Origin of the sequence: Salinimicrobium profundisediminis (genome assembly GCF_026241755.1) — a bacterium.
GTDB lineage: Bacteria > Bacteroidota > Bacteroidia > Flavobacteriales > Flavobacteriaceae > Salinimicrobium > Salinimicrobium profundisediminis.
In genome coordinates, this window is sequence record NZ_JAPJDA010000004.1 from 39,427 (window position 1) to 63,795 (window position 24,369).

Below are 24,369 nucleotides of genomic sequence, written 5' to 3' on the forward strand. Positions count from 1 at the left end.
ACAATGAGCAGATAGGTAAATCTGATTTTCTTAAGGTATTGAGTCCTTATAATTTTACCTATTTTTGTCTGTAGTAGAACAATGAACTAAAACGAGAAATATGGCTTTAGAAATAACTGACGCTACTTTTGAAGAGAAAGTACTAAAAAGCGACAAACCTGTAATGGTAGATTTTTGGGCAGCATGGTGCGGCCCTTGTAGAATGGTAGGTCCTATCATTGATGATATTAGTAAGGAATATGAAGGGAAAGCAGTAGTTGGGAAGCTTGACGTAGATGCAAACCAGGAATTTGCTGCAAAATACGGTGTGAGAAACATTCCTACTGTATTGATCTTTAAAGATGGTGAAGTAGTGGGAAGACAGGTAGGAGTTGCTCCTAAGAATACTTATGCCGAAGCGCTGGATCAACTACTGTAGTTGATCACAAGTTTAGATATAAAGAGATCCGGGTTTTTCCCGGATTTTTTTATGCCTTATAATTTGTACCTTGGATAGAAATTTTCAGAAAATGCAGTTAGAGCAGGAGATTCACCATTCCGGAAAATTTGTTAACCTGGAGTTACTGGCCAGGCAGGTTGTGGAAGGATTTATTTCCGGACTCCATAAAAGCCCTTTTCACGGGTATTCTTCAGAATTTGCAGAACATAAGGTTTATAATCCCGGCGAGAGTACCAGGCATATAGACTGGAAGCTTTTTGCAAAGACCGATAAGCTCTTTACCAGGCGATATGAGGAAGAAACCAATCTACGGTGTCATTTGATACTGGATAACTCTGCTTCCATGCATTTTCCAGAGAAAAGGGATCAAAGCCTTTCTAACCTCAATAAAATAGGTTTTTCTGTTTTAGCATCGGCATGTCTAATGCAAATACTCAAAAAGCAGCGGGATTCTGTAGGCCTTAGTATATACAGCGATGCATACGAATACTACGCACCCGAAAAAGGAGGCGACAGGCACCGCCGTATGCTGCTACATGTGCTTGAAGAGACCCTAAGCCGCCCCGTGGGCAATAAGACTACAGGTACGTACACCTATTTGCATCAAATAGCTGAAAAAATGAAGCGACGGTCGCTCATCTTTTTCTTTTCTGATATGTTCCAGGAAGAAGTGGAGGAGGAGAAGCTCTTTGAAGCGCTAAGACATTTAAAATACAACAAGCATGAACTGGTTTTGTTTCATGTTTTGGACAGGGAAAAGGAATTCAATTTTAATTTTGGAGAAGAGCCTCATCGCTTCACAGATGTTGAATCGGGCGAGAAAATAGATCTTTATGCTGATAATGTGAGAGATAGCTATTTGCAGGAGGTGAACACCTATTTTAGCAGGCTTAAGCTGAAGTGTGCGCAGTACGGAATTAAGTACGTACAGGCCGATACCAATGAAAATTTTGAAAAAATTTTACTTACGTATTTAGTTGAACGTCAGAAGTTTGTTTAGGGGAGTAAAAAATACTTTCAAAATATTTTAAAAAACGTTTGTGAAACTGAAAATGTGCTGTATATTTGCACTCGCAATAAAGCAACGGTCTGGTAGTTCAGTTGGTTAGAATACCTGCCTGTCACGCAGGGGGTCGCGAGTTCGAGTCTCGTCCAGACCGCAAATTGCAAAGAAGCTCCTCAATTTGGGGAGCTTTTTTTGGCAATAAAGAGTAGTTGTGTTGTTTGTGGTAAGTCTTTGACTTACCTGGGTTTAGAAGTAAACCAATGAGAAGCTTTTCCCTTCAAGGGAAGGGCTTTTTTGTTTTATGGCACTTTCCCAATTTTGTAGTGAATACCCAATTCATGTTAAAGGAATTATAAGGTTGGTATTTTAGCTTTTAATATTGTTCCTAAGACTTATCTTTAATTTCTATTACAGAATTTTCTTAAAAAGAGAGTTTTAATTCAAAACGCCTTTTTTGGCGCCCTATAAACACGACAAAAGATGCAAAGCAATGATGAGCCCGCAATAGGTGGTTCGGGAGGAATGGGTGTGGAGTTCAGGCACCTGCTTGACGGTTCTCCTGTTGCTAATTACATATGTGATGCAGAAGGAAGGCTTACCTATTTCAATAAAGCTGCCATAGAACTGTGGGGTAGAACGCCTATATTGGGCAAAGAGTACTGGTGTGGTTCATGGAAAATACTCTATGAAGATGGTACTCCTATGCCCCTGGAAGATACCCCAATTTCAAGGGTGCTAAAAAAAGGAGTTGAAGAGGAAAAAAGTGAAATAAGGATTGAATGTCCTAACGGAGCTTATAAATATTTACTCGTTTTTCCCAAGCCTTTATTTGACAGGAATGGTAAGCTGGAAGGGGTGCACTGTACCCTTGTAGATATTACAGAGCAAAAGCGGGATCATATAAAAAAGGAAACGCTTTCGGCCATAGTGCAATCTTCAGATGATGCTATTATAAGTAAAAACCTGCAGGGCGTTATAGCGAGTTGGAATAGGGGGGCGCAGGAGATCTTTGGATATTCAGAAGATGAAACTGTAGGCCGCTCTATTACAATGTTAATTCCTGAAGAACGTCTTAATGAAGAGGATGTCATTCTCGATAAGATCAAGAGAGGGATAAAGATCGACCACTTTGAAACTATCCGGAAACACAAATCCGGGAGGGATATTCCTGTATCCATAACCGTTTCCCCGGTAAAAGATTCGGGAGGAAATATAGTTGGAGCCTCAAAAGTTGCCCGTGATATTACTGCCCGCATTGAATCACAGGCGGCCATGAAAAAATATATCCGGAATCTGGAGACCCTAAATACAGTCGGGAAAAGTATTTCTGAAAATCTTAATGTTGAAGGAATTCTTCAGCGGGTAACCGATGCCACCACCAGTCTTACCGGGGCTGCATTTGGTGCCTTTTTCTATAATAACAGTGACGATAAGGGAAGCACATTCCAATTATTTACCCTTTCGGGTGCGCCAAGAGAGATCTTTGACCATATGGCTATGCCACGTCATACAGATTTGTTCCTGCCCACCTTTAGAGACCGGAAAGTGGTGCGGATAGATGATGTAACCAAACACGGCGATTTTGGCAAGAATGCGCCTTATAAAGGGATGCCAAAAGGGCATTTTTCGGTAGTAAGTTATTTGGCCATTCCGGTGATCTCTAAAAACGGTGCTGTTATTGGCGGATTGTTATATGGACATCCGGAGGCCGGAAAATTCACCGCCGAGCATGAATTGCTTGTGATCAATATCGCTGCCCAGGCAGCCGTCTCTCTTGATAACTCAAAGCTCTTTGAACAGGTGAAATCATTAAGTGAGAAAAAAGATGAATTTATAGCCCTGGCGAGTCATGAGCTAAAGACTCCGCTTACTACCATTAAAGGGTATTTACAGGTGCTATCAAAAAAGAAAGCCGATAAGGTTTCTCAGTTATTTCTCGATAAATCCCTGTGCCAGGTTGATAAACTAAATACGCTTGTAGAAGACCTTTTAAATATGTCAAGAATAGAATCTGGGCAGCTCAATTTTAATCTCGAGGTATTTGATATTAGGGAAATGCTGAAGGAAATTGTGGAGACCTTCTCTTATTCTTCGCAGTCTCACCGGGTCACCGGAACATTGTGGAATGATTCAGTCATTATTGAAGGGGACAAACAAAGAATAGAACAGGCAATCCTTAACCTGATGACCAATGCCATTAAATACTCCCCGAAAGCTGACGAGATCTTTGTAGATCTCGAGGTAGTTGGAGAAAATATGGTGGTGAAGGTGAGAGATATGGGCATAGGCTTAACCGAGGAGCAGCGAAGGCAGTTGTTTACCAGGTTTTATCGGGCCGAAGACACTCAAGGTATAAGTGGGCTGGGGCTTGGCTTGTACCTTACCAAACAGATCATAGACAGGCATGGAGGTAGTATTGAAGTGGCTAGTGAATATGGGATGGGATCTGAATTCTCTCTAATTCTGCCACTGGCAGTTCAAAAGTTGAAAAAAGTAAAAGCTATATAAGGAGTTTTAATTATTCCTGATTAAAAAAATGTTGTGATGAAAGAGATATTTATTGTAGAAGATGACGACGGAATTAGGGAATTATTAGAATTTCTTCTGGAAAGTCAGCAGTATGTAGTGAAGACATTTCCTACTGCCCGGGCTTTTCATAAAACCGTTCCCGAAAAAGTACCCGATCTATTCCTCCTTGATATTATGTTGCCCGATGGCAACGGTGTAGATCTTTGCCGGGAGTTGAAAAAAGGTGATGAGACTAAAAGAATTCCTGTAGTTCTCATGTCTGCCCATGCAGATATTAGCAGGACCGAAGGTGCAGATGATTTTATTGCCAAACCTTTTGATGTGGATGAACTACTCCAAAGGATCGAGAAACAATTTGCATAGCAGTAAATTCAGTGGCTTGTGGTCCTTTTTCTTGGTCTTAAAAGGGGATGGGGATAAGTAGGCAATTTGCTCCACTTGTTTATTAAGCGATTCCTGCTGTTTTTTCTGAAACATTAAGGATTGTAAATATTCCAATTATATCTGGTAGAAGAAATGAAGTTTTCTAAAATGTCTTATAAATAAAAAGGCTGCCTTATTCAGGCAGCCTTTTTATGTTTCTATACTGATATTCTATTTGTTATTTCAACTTTTTCTTCACAGCTACTTCCTGGAAGGATTCTACTACATCACCTTCGTGAATGTCGTTGTAATTCTTGATCTGTAAACCACAGTCGTAACCTTTAGAAACTTCCTTCACGTCATCTTTAAAACGCTTAAGAGAGGCAAGTTCTCCGGTGTAAACAACTACTCCGTCACGTATAAGTCTAATTCGGGAGTTTCTGTAGATTTTTCCGTCTGTTACCATACAACCGGCAATGGTTCCAATCTTAGATACTTTGAATATTTCTCTTATCTCTGCATTACCTGTAATCTCTTCTTTCATCACAGGAGAAAGCATCCCTTCCATAGCATCCTTCAGGTCGTTGATAGCGTCATAGATGATCGAATATGTTCTGATATCTATTTCTTCTTTTTCAGCGACTGTGCGGGCATTTCCGGCAGGCCTCACGTTAAATCCGATGATGATCGCATCTGATGCAGAAGCAAGCAATACATCACTTTCGGTAATAGCACCTACTCCTTTATGGATGATGTTCACCTGAATCTCTTCAGTAGAAAGTTTCTGGAATGAATCGGTAAGTGCTTCTACCGAACCATCCACGTCACCTTTAAGGATGATGTTAAGTTCTTTAAAGTCACCAAGGGCAATTCGACGTCCAATCTCATCAAGTGTAATGTGACGCTGAGTTCTTACAGACTGTTCACGTTGCAGCTGAGTACGCTTGGCAGCAATATCTTTAGCTTCGCGCTCATCGGCCATTACCTTAAACTTGTCTCCTGCCTGTGGGGCACCGTCAAGACCAAGAATAGATACGGGTGTAGAAGGACCTGCTTCTTTCACGTCTTTTCCACGCTCATCCTGCATTGCCTTAACTTTACCACTGTGTCTTCCGGCAAGTACATAATCTCCAATTTTAAGCGTACCAGATTGTACGAGAATTGTTGATACGTATCCTCTACCTTTATCGAGGTAGGCTTCTACTACTGTACCGTTAGCAAGCTTATCTGGGTTGGCTTCCAATTCAAGGATTTCGGCTTCAAGGAGTACTTTTTCCAGTAACTCTTTCACTCCAAGTCCTGTTTTGGCAGATATGTCATGTGACTGTATCTTACCACCCCAATCTTCAACCAACAGGTTCATACCCGCTAGTTTTTCTTTTATCTTTTCTGGATTTGCTGTTGGTAAATCCACCTTGTTAATTGCAAATACTATAGGAACTCCTGCAGCCTGGGCGTGTGAGATCGCTTCTTTTGTTTGAGGCATCACATCATCATCGGCCGCTACAACAATAATAGCAAGGTCGGTTACCTGTGCACCCCTGGCACGCATAGCTGTAAAGGCTTCGTGACCCGGAGTATCCAAAAATGTGATTTTTTGACCATTCTCCAGTTTTACTCCGTAGGCACCAATATGCTGTGTGATTCCTCCACTTTCCCCGGCAATTACATTCTCTTTACGAATGTAATCCAGCAGGGAAGTCTTACCGTGGTCAACGTGTCCCATTACGGTCACAATTGGAGCTCGTGGAATAAGATCTTCAGGATTTTCAGGAACCTCTTCTTTAGGCTCATCAATATCGGCTGTAACAAATTCTACTTCATGATCAAATTCCTCGGCTACTATAGAAAGGGTTTCGGCATCGAGACGCTGGTTCATGGTCACCATCATTCCCAGTGACATACACGCTGAGATAATTTGAGTTACCGGTACATCCATCATCGTGGCGACTTCGCTTACGGTAACAAACTCGGTAACCTTTAATACCTTGTTCTCTTCTTCTAGCTGGGCATCTTCAGTCCTTTGACGGTGAGTATCCCTTTTATTTCTACGGTATTTGGCACCACGACCTTTTCCAGATTTACCCTGAAGTTTCTCAAGAGTTTCCCGTACTTGTTTTTGTACTTCTTCCTCGCTAGGCTCTTCTTTGGTTACCGGGCGGGTACGTTTACCAGCACCTGGTTTTGATTTCGCTCCGGCTCCACCTTGTCCAGGTGCACCTTTTACGTCTTTGCTAATACGACGGCGACGCTTTTTGCGTTTATCCTTGTCGTCTTCAGCTTTTTTATCTTTTTCTTCTTTCTTTTTTACAGGCTTCTTAAACTGAGAAAGGTCAATTTTCTCACCTGTAAAATTAGGGCCACTAAGCTTTTGATATTTTGTGGCAAGAGTTGAAGATTCTTCTGTTTTTTCTTCTGAAGCTTCTGGTTTTGTCTCCTTTTTAGGAGCCTCATCCTCTTTTTGCTTTCCGGCCTCTTCCTGCTGTTTTGGAGCTGCTGCTTCTTTCTCTGCAGGTTTTGAAGGTTCGGGTTGAGCTTCAGGTTTTGGAGTTTCTGCTTTAGGAGCTTCGACTTCAGGGGTTTTTTCTTTAGGAGCTTCGGCTTTTGGAGCTTCAGGCTTTGGAGCTTCCGGTTCCTTGGCTTCGGGAGCTTTGGCCTGTGGCTGTTCAGGCGCTTTTGGCTCTTCTGCCTTAGGTTCGGTTTTTTCCGAAGCAGTTGTCTTTGGTTTATCGAGATCGATCTTGCCTACCTGTTTTGGGCCTTCCAGGGTTGACTTGGCTCGTATAACCTCCTGCTTCTCTTCCTGTCTGCGCTTTTCTTCCTGTTCCTTCTCTCTTTCAAGACGAAGGCTTTCTTTTTCCTTGCGCTTTTCTTCTCCAACTTCTTTCGCCTCTACCTTCTTACTCTTATCGGTCTGGAACTCATCAGAAAGCACCTGATAAATCTCTCCCGAAATCTTTGTAGTGGGACGCGCCTCTATTTCGTGGCCCTGGGAATTCAGAAATTCCACGGCACGATCCAACGAAATATTGAACTCGCGTAACACCTTATTTAATCGCATTGTCTTCGCTTCAGCCATAAATTGCCCTCTAAATTATCCTCTTTTATTCTTAACTTTTATTCTCTTCTTCAAATTCTTCTCTTAGAACCTTCATCACCTCACGAATAGTCTCTTCTTCAAGGTCGGTTCTTTTGACAAGATCATCTACATCCTGTTCTAATATACTTTTTGCTGTATCAAGTCCAATTTTAGCAAATTCTTCGATGACCCATGAGTCAATCTCATCTGCAAATTCTCTTAATTCAACATCTTCTTCAACACCTTCTCTAAATACGTCTATTTCATAACCTGTCAATTGTCCTGCCAATCTTATGTTATGCCCGCCACGTCCAATCGCTTTTGAAACTTCTTCGGGTTTTAACATTACTTCGGCCCGCTTGTTCTCTTCGTCTATCTTAAGAGAAGTGATTTTCGCCGGACTCAAAGCACGGGTGATTAACAATTGATTATTTGTAGTGAAATTGATCACGTCAATATTTTCATTGCCCAATTCGCGAACAATACTGTGTATTCTTGACCCTTTCATCCCCACACAGGCTCCAACAGGATCAATACGGTCATCATAGGAGTCTACAGCTACTTTTGCTTTTTCTCCAGGAATTCTAACCACCTTCTTAACATTGATCAGGCCATCGAATACTTCAGGGATTTCCTGCTCAAAAAGTTTCTCCAAAAATAGGGGAGAAGTTCTTGACATAATAATGGCAGGCTTATTTCCTTTTAATTCCACGCTTTCAATAATTCCTCTCACATTTTCCCCTTTTCTGAAGAAATCTGAAGGTATCTGGCGATCTTTAGGAAGTATGATCTCGTTACCTTCATCGTCCAGTAAAATTATCGCGCGGTGGCGAATGTGGTGAACTTCAGCAGTATAGATCTCTCCTTCAAGCTCTTTAAAGTGCTTGTAAATATTGGTGTTATCGTGTTCGTGAACCTTTGAAATTAGATTTTGACGCAAAGACAGAATGGAACGGCGCCCAAGGTCTATCAACTTCACTTCTTCAGAAACATCTTCCCCAACTTCAAAATCGGGTTCAATTTTACGGGCTTCAGTAAGGGAAATTTCCTGGTTAGGGTCTTCTACTTCTCCATCGGCCACAACAACCCGGTTTCTCCAAATCTCAAGATCCCCTTTATCGGGGTTTACAATAATATCAAAGTTATCGTCTTCTCCGTACTTCTTTTTAAGCGCACTACGCAATACCTCTTCAAGTATTGCCATTAATGTTGGCTTATCTATAGACTTATCATCCTTAAATTCTGAAAACGAATCTATCAACGCGATATTTTCCATATCCTATGTCTGTTAAAATGTTATTACCACCTTTGCCTCTTTTACATCCTCTAAAGGCAAGACGGCTTCTTTATTTACGGTCACTTTTCCTTTACCAACAGGTTTAGGCTCTCTGGCCTTCCACCTGAGGGTAATCTTTTCATCCTCAAAAGAGGTCAATGTGCCCTCGATCTTATCTCCTTCAGTTGTGGTTACCGCAAGAATTCTTCCAATATTTTTCTGGTACTGCCGTGGCATTTCCAGGGGGCTGGAAGCGCCAGCCGACGATACGTCCAGTGAAAAATCCTGTTCTTCGCGATCAAGGTTATGTTCAATCTTACGGCTTACCGCAATACAATCATTTACAGACACTCCTTTATCACCATCAATTATGACTGTAATATGGTTTGAGTCGTTAACGTTGAGCTCAATTAAAAATAATGAATTATTTTCTTCGAAAGCTTCTTGCAGTAATTTTTCTACTTTCTCTCGTAACATTCGCGGGTTTGGCTATAAAAAGAGGGGACTTTTTGTCCCCTCGTTGTTCTTTTTTCCCTTCAACGGTGCAAATATAGTAATATTTTTGTAGAACGAAAACAAGAATTAGAATGAAAAAATATTTGTAGTTTTATAACTAAATCAACCTTACCTATTTACAATTTGCTATGAAAAATATCCTAGTGCCTACCGACTTTTCGGAACAGGCTGAAAATGCCTTAAAAGTTGCCGCTCAACTCGCTCAAAAATTCAATGCCAAAATTTATCTTTTGCATTTAATCGAGTTGCCTGTAGATATGGTAAACCCAGTAGGAGAGACCCGTTCCAACGATTTGCCCGAAGCTATATATTTTATGAAACTGGCCAAAAAGAGGTTTGATGAACTTCTTTCCCGCCCTTATCTTAAAAATATAAAAGTGCATGATATAGTGGAAGTAAATAAAGCATTTGACGGCATTTTGGAAGCCAGCGAGAAGCACAATTGCGACTTTGTTGTCATGGGTTCACAGGGTGCATCTGGTTTAAAAGAAATGTTTATTGGTTCAAATACCGAGAAAGTGGTGCGAACTTCTAAGGTTCCTGTACTGGTAGTCAAGAATGATCATGCTGCATTTGAGGTCAATGATTTTGTTTTTGCAACCAACCTCGAAACTACTGGGAGGGAAGTGCTTAAAAAAGTGATTGAGCTGGCAGATCTATTTAAAGCTCGCCTTCATTTTGTGTATGTAAACACTGCAAACGAATTTGTGACTTCCAATGAATGTGATACAAAACTGAAGCAATATATGGAAGGTGTAGATTTCGATAATTACGAATTCCATGTCTTTAATGATGATTCTGTAGAACAGGGAATCTTAAATTTTGCTAAAAAAATTAATGCTAACCTTATGGGAATTGCTACTCATGGGCGCAAAGGCCTGTCGCATTTTTTTAATGGAAGCATCAGTGAAGATCTCGTAAATCATGCAAACAGCCCGGTGATCACATTTAGGCTCGAAAAATAGCATTTCAAAATGCCTTTTTTGAGAGGTGGGTTTCTATGTCTTTGCTTTTGATCTTCAGGATTTCTGCGGAAGATTTTTTCTTCTGAATCACTTTTTTGGCAGCTTTTTAGCTAATGCTGAAGTGTATAAATTAACAGGAAAACCTGAAGTCGAAACAGCAGTACGGGTTATGGCTTCAGTAGGGTTTAATTTTATTGCTTAAGCCAACTCACTCGTTTGAGTTAAGCAATTGAAAGCCATACGTTAAATTTGCGTCAAACCTTGAAAACAGGCCTAAAAAAATTTGCTACAAACGTATCTTTACCCCATATTCTTTTTATATGATATTAAAGGCAAGTTTACAATTAGCTTTTTTGGCTATAGAGATTATTCTCACTTTTTACAGCAGTGTGCTGGAGGATAATCTTATGGTGAAATTCCTGCTTTTTGTAATCACCGCCGTGCTTATAGCTATGGGTGTTACCAAACTTGCAAGCCGCCTTTTGCCGGCAGATAAAGACTATGTCTCTCCCGAAGAGGAGCACGCAGCATAGTTGTGGTTTTACAGGTGCCCGATTGAATGTATGATGTTGTTGATAGTAGAACTGCAACAAAGGATCCGGTGAGGAATATTTTTCTCCCCGGATCCTTTATTAATAGACCCTTCAAAAATGGCATTTTTGGTTTCTGTTTGCCTTTAAGGCCTGAGTTATTCTAAATTGTTTAAATTTGACCTTCATCTAAAAAAAATCTGGTATTGAGCACTGCCGCAGATAATCACCTGGAAACATTTGAAACAGACCAGACCGTATTTAATGTACTTTTTGAAGCTGCTTCAGAAGGTATTATAGTTGTTAACACCCATCAGGTAATAGTGAGCAGTAACCTGGCTGCAGACAATATGTTTGGGTACAATAAAGGAGAACTAAAAGGGAAACCTTTAAACCTCCTGATACCGCCAAAATACCGTTCTGCTCATCCCACTCATTTTAAAGGTTTTTTAAAAGACAGTGAAAAAAGGCAAATGGGCCATGGGCGAGATTTGTATGGTGTTAAAAAGAACGGCGATGAATTCCCTGTAGAAGCCGGCCTTAATCCGTTTCAAATTGGAGAGGAGAGGTACGTGATGTCTCTTATAATAGATATCTCTGTTAGGAAGGAGGCGCAAAGGCAAATTACGGAACTCAATAATGAGTTGGAAGGGAAAATCAAAGTAAGGACAAAAGAATTGGAAGAGAGTATTCAAAAGCTCCAAAATGCCAATAAAAGTCTTGAACTGGAAATTAAACGCCGTAAAGAGGCTGAGAACCGCATTAAAACTGCCCTTCAAAAGGAAAAGGAACTCAGTGATCTAAAAACTAAATTTCTTTCCCTGGTGTCTCATGAATTTAAGACGCCCCTTAGCGGGATCTTAACTTCGGTGGTTCTTGCCGGAAAGTATAAGCTCGAAGAACAACAGGAAAAACGCGAGAAGCATCTCAATACCATAAAAAGCAAGGTGCACTACCTCGACAATATTCTAAATGACTTTTTGTCTATTGAAAGGTTAGAGAGTGGTAAGGTGAACTATAAATTTACCAGTTTTAGCCTTAGTAAGGTGGTGAATGAGGTTGTTTACAATGCCAACGTCACCTTAAAGAGCGGTCAAAATATTGAATATACACGAGACATTGATAATATAGTGTTGCACCAGGATGAAAAAATACTGGAGCTCGTGTTGTCAAATTTATTGAGCAACGCCATAAAATATTCTCCCGAGGATACTCTTATTAAGTTTGAAATAGAAGTTGAAGCAAAGAAGATAAGGTTTTTAGTGACCGATGAGGGAATGGGGATTCCTGCTAAAGATCAAAAACATATCTTTGAAAGATATTTTAGGGCCGAAAATGCCCTATTAAATCAGGGTACGGGAATTGGTCTTAACATTGCCAAAGTACATCTTGAGAATTTGGGAGGAACCATTTCTTTTAGTAGTGAAGAAAACCGCGGAACACAATTTATTGTAGAATTACCTATAGTGAAAGAATGAAAAAAGTATTGTTTATAGAAGATGATACCGTAGTACGGGAAAATACAGCTGAACTTTTGGAGCTGGCAGAATATGATGTGATCACAGCAGCAAACGGGCGCTCTGGTCTTGAAGTGGCAAGGCAGGAACTGCCCGATATCATTGTTTGTGACATTATGATGCCCGAAATGGATGGGTATGGTGTTCTTGAGGCTCTTTCTCAGGATCCGCAAACCCGGCATATTCCGTTTATCTTTCTTTCAGCAAAAACCGAGCATAAGGATATTCGCCGCGGAATGGATCTTGGGGCAGATGACTACCTCACGAAGCCTTTTGAAGAAGAAGAGCTTATGAGTGCTATAGAAAGCCGGTTGGCAAAAGTGGCAATTTTGAGCAAGCTTCAGGAGAACGGCCAGCCTGATGCTTCAGAAGAAACCCAGCAAAAAATTAATTCTCTCCAGGAGCTTAGGGAAGAAGTTAAAAAGTACGAGCAGCAAACTTTCAAGGCGGGTGCAACCATCTATGAAGAAGGGAAGCTGGGTAACCACTTTTTCTTTGTTGATAAAGGCGTGGTAAAAAGCCACCGTATGGACGAGTACGGGAAGGAGCTTATTACCTCTATATATAAAGAAGGAGATTTTTTTGGAAATACTTCCTTTAAAAAGAGTGATGCCTATAGTGAATATGCCACCGCTATGGAAGAAACCCGGGTCTATGCGGTTTCAAAAGAGGAGTTGAAGCAAATACTCATGAAAAACAGCAATATTACGCTGGAACTTATCGATGTAATGGGTGATAATATTGCAGGTATTAAAGAGCAACTGCTTGAAATGGCTTATGGATCTGTAAGAAAAAAAGCAGCACGAACCATCCTCTTGTTCTCCCAAAAAATAAGAAGGCATCCAACCCAGAGCATCAGGATCTCCAGGAGTGATCTTGCCAGTGTGGCAGGTATGGCTTCAGAAACCCTTATCCGTACACTTTCTGATTTTAAAAAAGAAGGATTGCTCGAGATTGAAGGCCGTAATATAAAGTTGCTCAACGTAGAGGCCCTCAAGAAAATCAGTTGATTCTGCTTATTTTTTAGAATACTTCAATAACTGATGTTTATCATTTTTTCAGCCTGTCTTCCTGCATATTTTTGCCGGGTAAATAGATGTGACTGATGATGAATATCCTTTTGCCTACCGATTTTTCTGAAAATAGCAGGAATGCTGCAGCATATGCGCTGCAGTTCTTTAAGGATACTCCCTGCAATTTTCATTTGCTGAACGTATTCCCGGTTCCGGTAGATAAAATGACGACTGGCTATATGTCTATGTCTTCTGAAGTCAAAGACAATTTTGACAAGCTCATCAATTGGTTGGAAAGTATTCGTACAAACCCCGAGCACACCTACAATGTATGTTTTAAAGCCGATTATCTTATCAATGCCGTAAGAGCCAAAGTGCAGGAGAAGCAGATAGATCTCATTCTTATGGGAACTAAAGGAAAAACAAACAAGGAAGGTGTGGTAATCGGAAAAAATACTTCCGATGTGATGATGAAGGTGAAATGTCCCGTGCTGGCCATTTCTGAATATGCTTCCTTTAAGGAGCACAAGAAAATCCTTTTTCCTACAGATTATAAAATACACTACGGCAGTAAGGTGTTGCGTACCCTTTTAAATCTTGCTTCACTTTCAAAAGCCAATGTGAAAATCCTTGAGATCTTTAGTAGTGAAACAGAACCCTCGGTAGAGCAAATAGAGAACAGGGAATTTCTTCAGGATTCGTTTTCTCCAAGGATTCCCGTGTTGCAAACCTATTACACCTCGAGAGATCAAAACCCTAAAAAAATCCTTATTGCCAATCGCGATGTAGACATGATCGTGTTAGCGGCAAAAAATCTCAACCTCTGCCAAAAGTTTCTGCGCAATGAGGAAAATGAGAATATTCCTTTTATAAACCAGTTGCCATTACTGGTTTTACATGGTTAATAGTTTGTTTTAGATTAGTATTATTTAGTTTGTTTTTTGATTGGCATCTTCAACTATAGGAGGTGCCAATTTTTTTTAACACAAATTAATAGGACAAAATTGTCCTATATGACTCACCTCATAAACAAGCCTCTTTGCTTGCGCCATCTTTGTAACTCAAATTTAAACTCCTGTTAATCTAAAATAATACGATCATGGAAAATTTACAGAGTAAAACAGTTGCAGAAATGGTGACCGAGAACATTAAAACTGCACACATTTTTAAAAAGCACGGAATAGATTTTTGCTGTGGTGGCGGAATAAGCCTCGATAAAGCCTGTGAAAAATATAATGTTGATTACAACCTGCTAACCCAGGAACTTCTCAATGTAGATCAATCAAATTCAAGAGCCACAAACTATAACAGATGGGAGCTTGATTTTCTTACAGATCATATTATAAACGTTCACCACGCTTATGTAGAAGAGAATATTCCACTATTGCTTCAGTATTCTGCAAGAGTGGCGCAGGTTCATGGATCACATTATACCGAACTTTTGGAAATAAAAGAACTGGTAAAAGAAGTTGCAGGAGAGCTTAGTGCTCATTTGAAAAAGGAAGAATTGATCCTTTTCCCGTTCATTAAGCAAATGGTAAGAGCTAAAAAAGAGAATACCCAACTACCTGTTGCTCATTTTGGAAGTGTAGATAATCCTATTAAAATGATGGAGACCGAACATGAAGATGCCGGGGAACTGCTTAGAAGGATTGCCAAATTGAGCAATAATTACACACCTCCACAAGGTGCCTGTAATACTTATAAGGCTTATTATGCCAAACTTGAAGAATTTGAACAAGACCTTCACCAGCACGTGCATCTTGAAAATAACATCCTTTTTCCAAAATCTCTTTTACTTGAAAAAGAGTTGCGTTCTAATCAATAGTGAAATAATAAGATAAATCCCTAATTCCGCCGAAAAGAAAACCTGCTTATTCGTGTTTCCTTTTCGGCTTTTAATGACTTAAATATGAGTAAAGAAAAAAAATTATGGATCGCTTTCTTGCTGGTCATAACGGTGTCCTTTGCTGTTCTGGGTTACTACGGCTTTGAAATTTATCAAAAAGCACCACCAATGCCCGAGAAGATAGTTACTACCGAGGGTGAAATTATCTTTGAAGGTCAGGATATCAAAGATGGGCAAAATGTGTGGCAAAGTATGGGTGGCCAGGAAGTTGGCTCCATTTGGGGTCATGGGGCTTATCAGGCTCCCGACTGGACTGCAGACTGGCTTCACCGCGAAGCGCTGTTTATTCTGAATGAGTGGTCTCAGGATGATTACAACCTGCCCTATGATGAACTTGAAAGTGAAAAGCAGGCGCTTTTGGAAAGAAGGTTGCAGCTGGAGTTAAGAGAGAATACTTATAACGAAGCTGAAAATGTTATCACAATTTCTTCTATGCGGGCAAGGGCGGTAGTACATCTCAGCGATTACTATAAGGGGCTTTTTATGAACAATCCTGAGCTTGATGAACTGAGGAATTTTTATGCTATCCCTGAAAATTCTATTAAGGATGAGGACAGGATGCATCAAATGGCAGGATTTTTCTTCTGGGCCACCTGGGCAACAGTTACCGAAAGACCCGGAAGTGAAGTTTCTTATACCCATAACTGGCCTCCAGATGACCTTGTTGGCAATAAAGCTACGGGTGATCTATTAATATGGACAGGGTTCAGTATTATCCTTCTTCTTGTAGGAATAGGAATAATGGTGTTCTATCACGCCAGGATGAAAGAGGAAGAAGAGCTGGAAAGACCGGTAAGAGATCCGCTAATGGATCAAACCCTTACTCCTTCTATGCTCGCCGTGAAAAAGTATATGTGGATAGTTTGTGTGCTTATCCTCATACAAGTGACCTTTGGTGTGGTGACTGCGCATTATGGTGTGGAGGGCGACGGTTTTTATGGTCTCAACCTCGCCGATATTCTTCCTTACTCCATTTCCAGGACCTGGCACGTGCAGCTTGGTATTTTATGGATTGCCACTGCATGGTTAGGAACAGGGCTCTACATTGCGCCTGCCGTTTCGGGAAAAGATCCGAGGTTTCAAAAATTTGGAGTGAACTTCCTCTTTGTTTGCCTGCTGGTTATTGTATTTGGTTCTATGGCCGGGCAATGGATGGGAATTATGCAAAAACTTGGATTAGCCGAGAACTTCTGGTTCGGGCACCAGGGTTATGAATATGTTGATTTAGGTAGGTTCTGGCAAATATTTCTCTTTGTGGGATTGTTCGTGTGGCTGGCACTTATGGTAAGACCGCTCATTCCTGTGATTAGACAAAGAACTTCAGAAAGGAACCTGCTTATTATGTTCCTGGTTTCTTCTGCTGCAATTGCCTTATTCTATGGCGCTGGTCTTATGTGGGGGCGTCAAACCAATCTTGCAATCGCCGAATACTGGCGTTGGTGGGTGGTTCACCTTTGGGTAGAAGGCTTCTTTGAGGTGTTTGCTACCGTGGTATCTGCTTTCCTTTTCGTGAGGTTAGGTTTGTTGAGAACAAAAACCGCTACGCTAAGTGTGCTTTTGGCTACCATTATCTTCCTTTCAGGAGGTATTTTAGGAACTTTTCACCACCTGTACTTTAGTGGTACTCCAACTGCGGTTATGGCTTTGGGGGCTACCTTTAGTGCCCTTGAAGTTGTACCTCTTGTTTTGATTGGGTACGAAGTTTATGAGAATTACAAACTTTCCAGGGCAACCGCATGGCTTAAAGATTATAAGTGGCCTATCTATTGCCTTATAGCTGTAGCCTTCTGGAACTTCCTGGGAGCAGGGATCTTCGGTTTTATCATAAATCCTCCAATTGCGCTTTATTACATGCAGGGCCTTAACACCACAGCCGTTCACGCACACACTGCACTTTTCGGGGTGTATGGGTTCCTTGGAATCGGTCTCATGTTATTTGTGTTAAGAAGCCTTTTTAGAGTGCAGGTTTGGAATGACAAGCTGCTGAGTTTCTCTTTCTGGTCTATTAATATCGGGCTTATTCTTATGGTGCTGTTAAGTATACTTCCTATAGGTTTACTTCAAACGGTTGCCAGTGTGAATGAAGGAATGTGGTACGCTCGTTCAGCCGATTTTATGCAACAACCGGGAATGGATACCCTGCGCTGGTTGAGGGCTATTGGGGATACTATATTTGCTGTCGGTCTCTTTGCTTTCGTCTGGTTCGTCTTTAGTCTGGACAGCCGTAAAAAGCTACCGGCCAATAAGAAGAAAGTACTTAAAAAAGAATATCAGGAAGCTTAAAATAAAGGAGGAGGCAAAGAGCTGGCATCGCTCCCATGAAGGGGGTGTCAAAAATGCAGTTTTTTGCCTCCTCTCTTTTTCCTACTTTTAAAAAATGATCAGTTTAAAGAAGCACGCCAATATCGCCCTGGGATATTTTTTTCTCGTGGGGCTGCTGGGAACATTCCTGCGATTCTTTTTTGTAATCCCTATTCCTGCAAATTTCAGGTACGTGGTGCACTCGCATTCTCATATCGCCCTTTTGGGCTGGGTCTTTATTGCCCTCACCACAATGATCTATAAAATGTATTTTGCTGAAGCTGGCTTCGGAAAAATCTATAAAAGAATATTCTGGTTTACGCAGATTACTTTAATAGGAATGATGCTCACCTTTCCGTTTACCGGGTACGCTCTTTTTTCAATCACTTTTTCTACACTTTTTCTCTTTGCCTCTTATTTTATGGCCTGGTTTATCCTGAAGAAGACTCCTTCACATTATAAATCCACTTATTCTTTCAGGCTTATTAAAGCTGCACTTTGGTATATGGTTTTCTCCAGCATTGGCCCATGGGCGCTGGGCGGAATTATGGCCACTATGGGTAGTGCGAGCATTTGGTATAAAATGGCGATCTATTACTACCTGCATTTTCAATACAATGCCTGGTTCATCCTCGCTTTGCTGGGGATTTTCTTTTATTTTATGGAGCAACAAGACCTGAGGCCTCAAAAAGGGCATTTTAGAAGCTTCTTCTGGCAGATTAATGTAGCGGTGATCTTGAGTTTTTTCCTCTCTGTGCTTTGGGTAGAACCACACTGGATCTTTTATGTGCTGGGTGGTGCCGGAGCGATATTTCAGATTATGGCGTTCGTTAATTTCTGGAAGATCATTTCGCCCTTTTGGAAACAACTTCATTTTTCCGCATTTTTAAAACTTTTACTAAAGATAGCAGGCGCTGCACTGGCCTTTAAGCTTGTTTTACAACTGTTTTCAGCTTTGCCGTGGTTCGCAAATCTCGCCTTCAGTTTCCCCGATTTTGTCATAGGTTACCTGCATTGGGTGTTCCTGGGAGTAGTGACGGTTTGTCTCTTTGCATTCCTCGCTCATCACCGGTTGCTAAGCCTTCCGAAGTGGGTATTCTGGCTGTACATTGCGGCTTTTCTCACTACTGAAGCGCTTATCTTCTACAAAGGCTTTATTACCTGGCAGGAAATGGCACTTTTTGAGAACTATTTTCGCTGGCTTGCCTATTGCAGCCTGTTTTTGCCATTAACGGCAGGTATTCTTCTTATTAATAACATCTTAACTAAACGCCAAACTTCTGCTAAAAATCCCTGATTTAGTAATCTCTTAACTGCATGTCCTTTAGCTCTTCACTAAATTGAAGATATGAAGTTGTCAGCACATTTTTACGTAGTTATAGCTACTATCTTTTTGATCTTAGTGGCCGCACTTGTATTTTACAATGCTCCCTATAACATTGTATTTTATACCGTTTTGGTGGGGCAGGCCTGGTGGCTTTTAACTGTTTATAAGGTGCTTGTAGATGATTATTCTACAAAAAAGACTTTTAATGACTGGTATGAAGACCATCCTAAGATTGAAGAATAAGAGGATTTTTTAATACCCGACAAAAAAACTTCCTTTTGATTCAATAAATGCTTATTAAATTTCCGGCAGTTATAGAAATGCCCGCTCCGGTCTTGCATTATTCCAGGTAAAGACGCTCCAAAAATGCCATTTTTGGCACCTTATTTTTGAATAATTCGATTTTTACGATGGAAAATTAAGTGTGTAAAGTAGCTTCGGATGGTGAATAGCTACTCTCAATGGCTTCTGAAATTCTTCCGAAGAAATTTTTTTTACTGAAGTTTATTATCTCTTTTCCGGTCTAAACCTGAAGGCTGCCGGGAAAGATTTTTTTATTTGCAGCAAAGCCCTGTCGGCTTCCAGGCTATTCCTGAAGTTTCCTATCCATACTTTGTAGTTTGGCGTCTCAAATACTATGGTAGATGACCACTCGGGGAAGAGGGAGCGATATTCTTTGATCACTTTGCTGGCCTGGTTATTATCTCCCGAAAATAGTTGTATTCTGTAGCGTTCTCCAATAATCCCATCCTGAACCATTTCGGTTTTTTTCTCTAAAAGTGCGGGTATGGTTTCATCCTGGTTAATGCGTACCTGTCCTTCCTGAGCCGTTGTGGCTGCTACTGCTCCGATAATTAGTGCGGTAGTGAGTATTATTTTATTTTTTCTGAACATTTCTTACTACTTTTCTGAAATACAAAAGTATAACTTTACTGTTCAATTCTGCTGTTAACACTTATTTAGAATAGTTATAAATTATTTGGCTATCCTTTCAAATCGAACTTAAGTATTACTTTTGTCGGTAAATTTTTAGTGACTAAAACATGACAATAATCACGTTTTAATTATACTAAAAATCATACCAAATAAGACGTTAATTCAACTTATAATATGAAAAAGGTGAAATACCGCCATTCAGCAGCTCGAATAGTATTCTTTAGTGTATCCCTGTTTTTCTCTTTTAATGCACTTCTTTTAGCTCAGGAAGCACCTCAGGATTCGCCGCTCTCTACAGATGAAGCCGATAGGCAGGAAACTGTTCAGGGGCCTCAGGAATCTAATGTGGAGGCGCCAACCTCGGGTGGGGATGAAGCTGCCGGGAAAGAGCTTTTTAACACGCTTTGTGCTGCCTGTCACAAACTTGATGGTAACTCTATTGGTCCGGCACTTAGAGGTGTGGGGGATAGAAGGGATACCGAGTGGCTGCACAGCTGGATTAAAAACTCTCAGGCTTTGATTGCATCTGGAGATGAGCATGCAGTTGAGATCTTTAATGAGTTCAACCAGGTGGCGATGCCTCCTTTTCCACAATTAAGTGATAGTGATATTGATAATATCCTGGCTTATGTAAATGCGCCAAAGGCAGTGCCGCAGGAACAACAGGCGGGGACAGCTGCTTCTGGTGATGCCGCACAAGGAGGTGGAGGGGTTTCTACAGATATTCTTCTTGGAATCCTTGCTTTCGTTCTCTTAATGTTGCTGGTGATCCTTTACCTCGTGAATAAGACGTTGAGGAGGTTTGCTGTTGCCAGTGGGGTTGAATTGCCCGTAAAGGAAAAAAGAGCAAAACCAATCTGGAAATCTTTTGTTGAAAACCAGTTCCTGGTTATAGTGACTGCTGTTATACTTGTTCTTGTTGGGTCTTACTTCGCGTATGGCTGGATGATGCAGGTTGGTGTTGACAAAGGTTATCAGCCAATTCAGCCAATTCACTTTTCACACAGAATTCATGCCGGTGATAACCAGATTGAGTGTAAGTTCTGTCACAGTTCGGCCAGGGTGTCTAAAACTTCAGGAATACCTTCATTGAATGTTTGTATGAACTGTCATAAATCTATTAGCGAAGTGGCTGAGGCTACCGCTACTGAAGAGTACTCTAAAGAATTCTATGATGGTGAAATTGCCAAGCTATACGATGCCGTAGGCTGGGATGTTTCACAGCAAGCTTATACGGGAGAAACCGAGCCGGTAAAATGGATCAGGATTCACAACCTTCCCGATTTTGCATACTTTAATCACTCACAGCACGTGGAAGTTGGTGGGATAGCCTGTCAAACCTGTCACGGTCCTGTTGAGGAAATGGAGATTATGTACCAAAACGCACCTCTTACTATGGGATGGTGTGTGAATTGTCACCGTGAGACAAACGTACGTACTGCGGGGAATGAATATTATGAGAAAGTTCATGAAGAGCTTTCTAAAAAATATGGGGTAGAGGAATTAACTGTTGCCCAAATGGGTGGAATTGAATGTGCCAAGTGCCATTATTAATTTAAAAAGTAGAAAGTAAGCATATGTCATCAAACAAGAAATACTGGAAAAGTGTTGAAGAGCTGAAGGAATCCAGCTCAATTGTTGAGACGCACAGCCAAAAAGAGTTTGTAGAAGAAATACCTACAGATGAATTTTTGGGTAACAAAGAGACTCTCGAAAGTTCAACTACTTCCAGGAGAGACTTTTTGAAGTACGTTGGTTTTAGTACTGCAGCGGCTTCTCTTGCTGCCTGTGAAGGGCCGGTAATGAAGTCTATTCCTTATGTAGTGCAGCCAGAAAGGATTGTGCCGGGGGTAGCAAATTACTATGCTACTACTATGGCTGATGGATTTGATTTTTCAAGTGTTCTTGTAAAGACACGTGAAGGTCGTCCTATAAAAATTGAGCAGAATACTATGGGGACAACGGGTGCCAATGCCAGGGTGCATGCATCTGTTCTTTCTTTATATGATAATAAAAGGCTTCAAAGGCCATTGGCCAATGGAGAAGTTGTTTCCTGGGAGCAATTTGACCGGGAAGTAAAAGAGAAGCTGAACAACGTAAATGGGGAGATTGTTTTATTGACCCAAACTTTCGCCAGCCCTTCTACTTCTAAGCTCATCAGTGAGTTTTCGCAGAAGTATGGGAATGTACGTCACGTTGTTTATGATACGGTTTCTGAAGATGCTGCACTTGAAGCTTTCCAGGCACGTTATGGTCGTAGAGCTCTTCCGAGCTATGATTTCGCTAAAGCTGAAGTCATTGTTTCTATTGGGGCTGACTTCCTGGGTGACTGGGCAGGTGGTGGCTATGATGCTGCTTATGCAAAAGGACGTATTCCGAAGAATGGAAAAATGTCCAGACACGTTCAGTTTGAATCAAACTTCACGCTTAGTGGTGCCAATGCCGACAGGAGGGTAACCTTAACGCTTTCTCAGCAAAAGGCTGCACTCGCTGCTCTTCACGGGTATGTGACAGGTGGTGCTTCTACCAGTAATTTGCCTGCGCATATTGATGATGCACTTGTTAAAGCTGCAAGACAGCTGCGTAAAGCAGGAAGCGGTGCCGTAGTGGTTACAGGAATTCCTGATGTAGATGCACAGGCACTTGCGCTTTCAATAAACGAAGCTCTTGGTAGTGGAGTGATGAATACCGCAAGCCCGAGAATGCTGCGCCAGGGTAATGCTGCTGCTGTTAAGCAATTAGTAGCCGATATGCAGGCCGGACAGGTGGGAGCTATTCTTATTGCCGGAGTTAATCCTGCTTACAGCTTACCGTTTGCAGATGAATTTGCTAAAGGAATGGCTAATGTTGACCTTAAGGTTAGCTTCTCAATGAAAAATGATGAGACGGCGCTCCTTTCAGATTATGTTGCTGCCACACCTCACTATCTTGAAAGTTGGGGGGATGTAGAATTTACAACTCAAAAATTTGGGTTGATGCAGCCAACTATCAGACCTCTTTTTGACACAAGTCAGTTCCAGGATGTGCTCCTAAGATGGACTGATAATAATATTTCATACGCAGATTATTTAAAACAGACCTGGGAAGGGGCTATGGGCGCCGGTTCCTGGATTGATGCGCTTCACGACGGAGTTTTTGAAGGGACTTCTCCTTTTACTACTGAAGTGGGAGCCGATCAAACTGCAACTTCCGTTTCTTTTGACGAGAATGCAGCTGTTAGAAATCTTTCTGCCGCGCAGGGTGAAGGTCTTGAACTTGAACTTTACACATCTGTGGCTTTAGGATCTGGAAACCAGGCTAACAACCCATGGTTGCAGGAATTGCCAGATCCAATTACAAGAGCTTCCTGGGATAACTATCTTAAAATTTCGAAAGCCGATGCCGAAGAGCTTGGTCTTGAAAATGAACATGTATCTAATGGGGCGCTTAATGGAAGTTATGTAAACCTTAAGGTTGGAGATGCTGTGCTTGAGAGAGTGCCTGTTTTCATTCAGCCGGGTCAGGCTAAGGGAGTTGTTTCTTTAGCGTTGGGTTATGGTAAAAAAGAAGGTGTTCAGAAGGAAATGCAGGTTGGGGTGAATGCTTATCCTCTTTACCAGGATTTTAACGCTCACCAAAAAGTTGTTATAGAAAAAGCTGCAGGAGTGCATGAATTTGCGTGTTTGCAGTTGCATACTACTCTTATGGGTAGGAATGATATTATAAAGGAAACTACGCTCGAGATCTTTAATACTAAAGATTCTCACGTGTGGAATAATATGCCCGAAGTTTCTCTTAACCACGTAGAGACACCTGTTACATCACCAGATGTTGACCTTTGGGATGGTTTTGACCGCTCTGTAGGTCACCACTTTAAAATGTCTATAGATCTTAATGCCTGTACAGGTTGTGGGGCATGTGTGATTGCATGTCACGCCGAGAATAACGTTCCTGTAGTTGGTAAAGAAGAGGTGAGAAAGTATCGTGATATGCACTGGTTGCGTATTGACCGTTACTATTCTTCTGAAGAGACTTTTGAGCAGGATATTGAGAAGAAGGAGAATATGAGCGGTTTGGGGGATTCCCTTTCTCAGTTTGGAGAAATGGAAATTGCTTCAGATAATCCACAGGTGGTTTTCCAGCCAATGTTATGTCAGCATTGTAACCATGCTCCCTGTGAAACTGTTTGTCCTGTTGCTGCTACTATGCACGGGCGCCAGGGGCAAAACCAGATGATCTATAATAGATGTGTGGGTACACGTTACTGTGCAAACAACTGTCCTTATAAAGTGAGAAGGTTCAACTGGTTCCTTTACAACAAGAATGACGAGTTTGATTACAACATGAACAACGACCTTGGTCGTATGGTGTTGAACCCAGACGTTACAGTACGTTCCAGAGGTGTTATGGAGAAATGTTCTTTCTGTATTCAGCGTACTCAAAAGACTATTCTTGATGCCAAGCGTGAAGGTAGGGCAATAGAGGATGGAGAATTCCAGACAGCCTGTTCTTCAGCTTGTGATAAAGGAGCTATTGTTTTTGGAGATGTGAATGACGAATCCAGCAAGATAGCAGCATTGAGTGAAGATGACCGTATGTATCACGCGCTGGAATATGTAGGGACCAAACCTAATGTAATGTACCAGACAAAGGTTCGCAATACATCTGAAGCATAAATAAACAG

General features: G+C 41.2%; 19 protein-coding genes and 1 tRNA gene. 16 read left to right on the forward strand and 4 right to left on the reverse strand.

Annotated features, from left to right (window positions below; genetic code table 11):
* Positions 1 to 100 precede the first annotated feature (100 nt).
* From trxA to OQ279_RS03310, 5 genes are all read left to right on the forward strand, one after another.
* Positions 101 to 418 (forward strand): thioredoxin, encoded by a 318-nt coding sequence (gene trxA, locus OQ279_RS03290; protein WP_266068369.1) that lies wholly within the window; start codon positions 101 to 103, stop codon positions 416 to 418.
* Between the two features lie 91 nt (positions 419 to 509).
* Entirely contained in the window at positions 510 to 1,439 is a 930-nt protein-coding gene (locus OQ279_RS03295; RefSeq protein ID WP_266068370.1) for a DUF58 domain-containing protein, read from the forward strand.
* Between the two features lie 86 nt (positions 1,440 to 1,525).
* Positions 1,526 to 1,599 (forward strand) — tRNA-Asp (locus tag OQ279_RS03300).
* Positions 1,600 to 1,925: 326 nt separating this feature from the next.
* Positions 1,926 to 3,953 (forward strand): PAS domain-containing sensor histidine kinase, encoded by a 2,028-nt coding sequence (locus OQ279_RS03305; RefSeq protein ID WP_266068371.1) that lies wholly within the window; start codon positions 1,926 to 1,928, stop codon positions 3,951 to 3,953.
* 36 nt (positions 3,954 to 3,989) lie between these two features.
* Positions 3,990 to 4,337, forward strand: coding sequence for a response regulator transcription factor (locus OQ279_RS03310; RefSeq protein WP_266068372.1), 348 nt, complete (start codon positions 3,990 to 3,992; stop codon positions 4,335 to 4,337).
* A 238-nt stretch (positions 4,338 to 4,575) separates the two neighbouring features.
* On the opposite strand, the gene infB is transcribed toward OQ279_RS03310, so the two are convergent.
* Genes infB through rimP form a run of 3 tightly spaced genes read right to left on the reverse strand, consistent with a single transcriptional unit; the run spans position 4,576 to position 9,169 of the window.
* Positions 4,576 to 7,416 (reverse strand): translation initiation factor IF-2, encoded by a 2,841-nt coding sequence (infB, locus tag OQ279_RS03315; RefSeq protein WP_266068373.1) that lies wholly within the window; start codon positions 7,414 to 7,416, stop codon positions 4,576 to 4,578.
* Positions 7,417 to 7,447: 31 nt separating this feature from the next.
* Positions 7,448 to 8,692 carry a transcription termination factor NusA gene (gene nusA, locus OQ279_RS03320; RefSeq protein WP_266068374.1) on the reverse strand — a complete coding sequence of 415 codons (1,245 nt, stop codon included), beginning with the start codon at positions 8,690 to 8,692 and terminating at the stop codon, positions 7,448 to 7,450.
* 12 nt (positions 8,693 to 8,704) lie between these two features.
* Positions 8,705 to 9,169, reverse strand: a complete 465-nt coding sequence (rimP, locus tag OQ279_RS03325) for a ribosome assembly cofactor RimP (RefSeq protein ID WP_266068375.1) — start codon at positions 9,167 to 9,169, stop codon at positions 8,705 to 8,707.
* Between the two features lie 167 nt (positions 9,170 to 9,336).
* On the opposite strand from rimP, the gene OQ279_RS03330 reads away from it, so the two are divergent.
* The 9 genes from OQ279_RS03330 to OQ279_RS03370 all read left to right on the forward strand — a co-directional run bounded on the left by OQ279_RS03330 (position 9,337) and on the right by OQ279_RS03370 (position 19,013).
* Positions 9,337 to 10,173, forward strand: coding sequence for a universal stress protein (locus OQ279_RS03330; RefSeq protein ID WP_266068376.1), 837 nt, complete (start codon positions 9,337 to 9,339; stop codon positions 10,171 to 10,173).
* A gap of 320 nt (positions 10,174 to 10,493) precedes the next feature.
* Positions 10,494 to 10,706 (forward strand): hypothetical protein, encoded by a 213-nt coding sequence (locus OQ279_RS03335; RefSeq protein ID WP_266068378.1) that lies wholly within the window; start codon positions 10,494 to 10,496, stop codon positions 10,704 to 10,706.
* A 203-nt stretch (positions 10,707 to 10,909) separates the two neighbouring features.
* Positions 10,910 to 12,181 (forward strand): PAS domain-containing sensor histidine kinase, encoded by a 1,272-nt coding sequence (locus tag OQ279_RS03340; protein WP_266068379.1) that lies wholly within the window; start codon positions 10,910 to 10,912, stop codon positions 12,179 to 12,181.
* Positions 12,178 to 13,230 carry a response regulator gene (locus OQ279_RS03345; RefSeq protein ID WP_266068380.1) on the forward strand — a complete coding sequence of 351 codons (1,053 nt, stop codon included), beginning with the start codon at positions 12,178 to 12,180 and terminating at the stop codon, positions 13,228 to 13,230. Before OQ279_RS03340 ends, OQ279_RS03345 begins: the two co-directional genes overlap by 4 nt.
* 95 nt (positions 13,231 to 13,325) lie before the next feature.
* Complete coding sequence (locus OQ279_RS03350) at positions 13,326 to 14,138, forward strand: universal stress protein (RefSeq protein ID WP_266068381.1); 813 nt, start codon at positions 13,326 to 13,328, stop codon at positions 14,136 to 14,138.
* 194 nt (positions 14,139 to 14,332) lie between these two features.
* On the forward strand, positions 14,333 to 15,061 hold the full coding sequence (gene ric, locus OQ279_RS03355) for an iron-sulfur cluster repair di-iron protein (protein ID WP_266068382.1): 729 nt from the start codon (positions 14,333 to 14,335) through the stop codon (positions 15,059 to 15,061).
* 84 nt (positions 15,062 to 15,145) lie between these two features.
* Entirely contained in the window at positions 15,146 to 17,425 is a 2,280-nt protein-coding gene (locus OQ279_RS03360; RefSeq protein ID WP_266068383.1) for a nitric-oxide reductase large subunit, read from the forward strand.
* 94 nt (positions 17,426 to 17,519) lie between these two features.
* Entirely contained in the window at positions 17,520 to 18,740 is a 1,221-nt protein-coding gene (locus tag OQ279_RS03365) for a hypothetical protein (RefSeq protein WP_266068384.1), read from the forward strand.
* A 51-nt stretch (positions 18,741 to 18,791) separates the two neighbouring features.
* Positions 18,792 to 19,013: a hypothetical protein gene (locus tag OQ279_RS03370; protein WP_266068385.1), complete on the forward strand. Its 222-nt coding sequence runs from the start codon at positions 18,792 to 18,794 to the stop codon at positions 19,011 to 19,013.
* A 264-nt stretch (positions 19,014 to 19,277) separates the two neighbouring features.
* Here the strand turns inward: OQ279_RS03370 and OQ279_RS03375 are convergent, their stop codons facing one another.
* Positions 19,278 to 19,664, reverse strand: a complete 387-nt coding sequence (locus tag OQ279_RS03375; RefSeq protein ID WP_266068386.1) for an SPOR domain-containing protein — start codon at positions 19,662 to 19,664, stop codon at positions 19,278 to 19,280.
* Between the two features lie 216 nt (positions 19,665 to 19,880).
* Here OQ279_RS03375 and OQ279_RS03380 point away from each other — a divergent pair, with 216 nt between their 5' ends.
* Positions 19,881 to 21,260, forward strand: a complete 1,380-nt coding sequence (locus OQ279_RS03380) for a c-type cytochrome (RefSeq protein ID WP_266068387.1) — start codon at positions 19,881 to 19,883, stop codon at positions 21,258 to 21,260.
* 23 nt (positions 21,261 to 21,283) lie between these two features.
* Positions 21,284 to 24,361, forward strand: a complete 3,078-nt coding sequence (locus OQ279_RS03385; protein WP_266068388.1) for a TAT-variant-translocated molybdopterin oxidoreductase — start codon at positions 21,284 to 21,286, stop codon at positions 24,359 to 24,361.
* Positions 24,362 to 24,369: the final 8 nt, after the last annotated feature.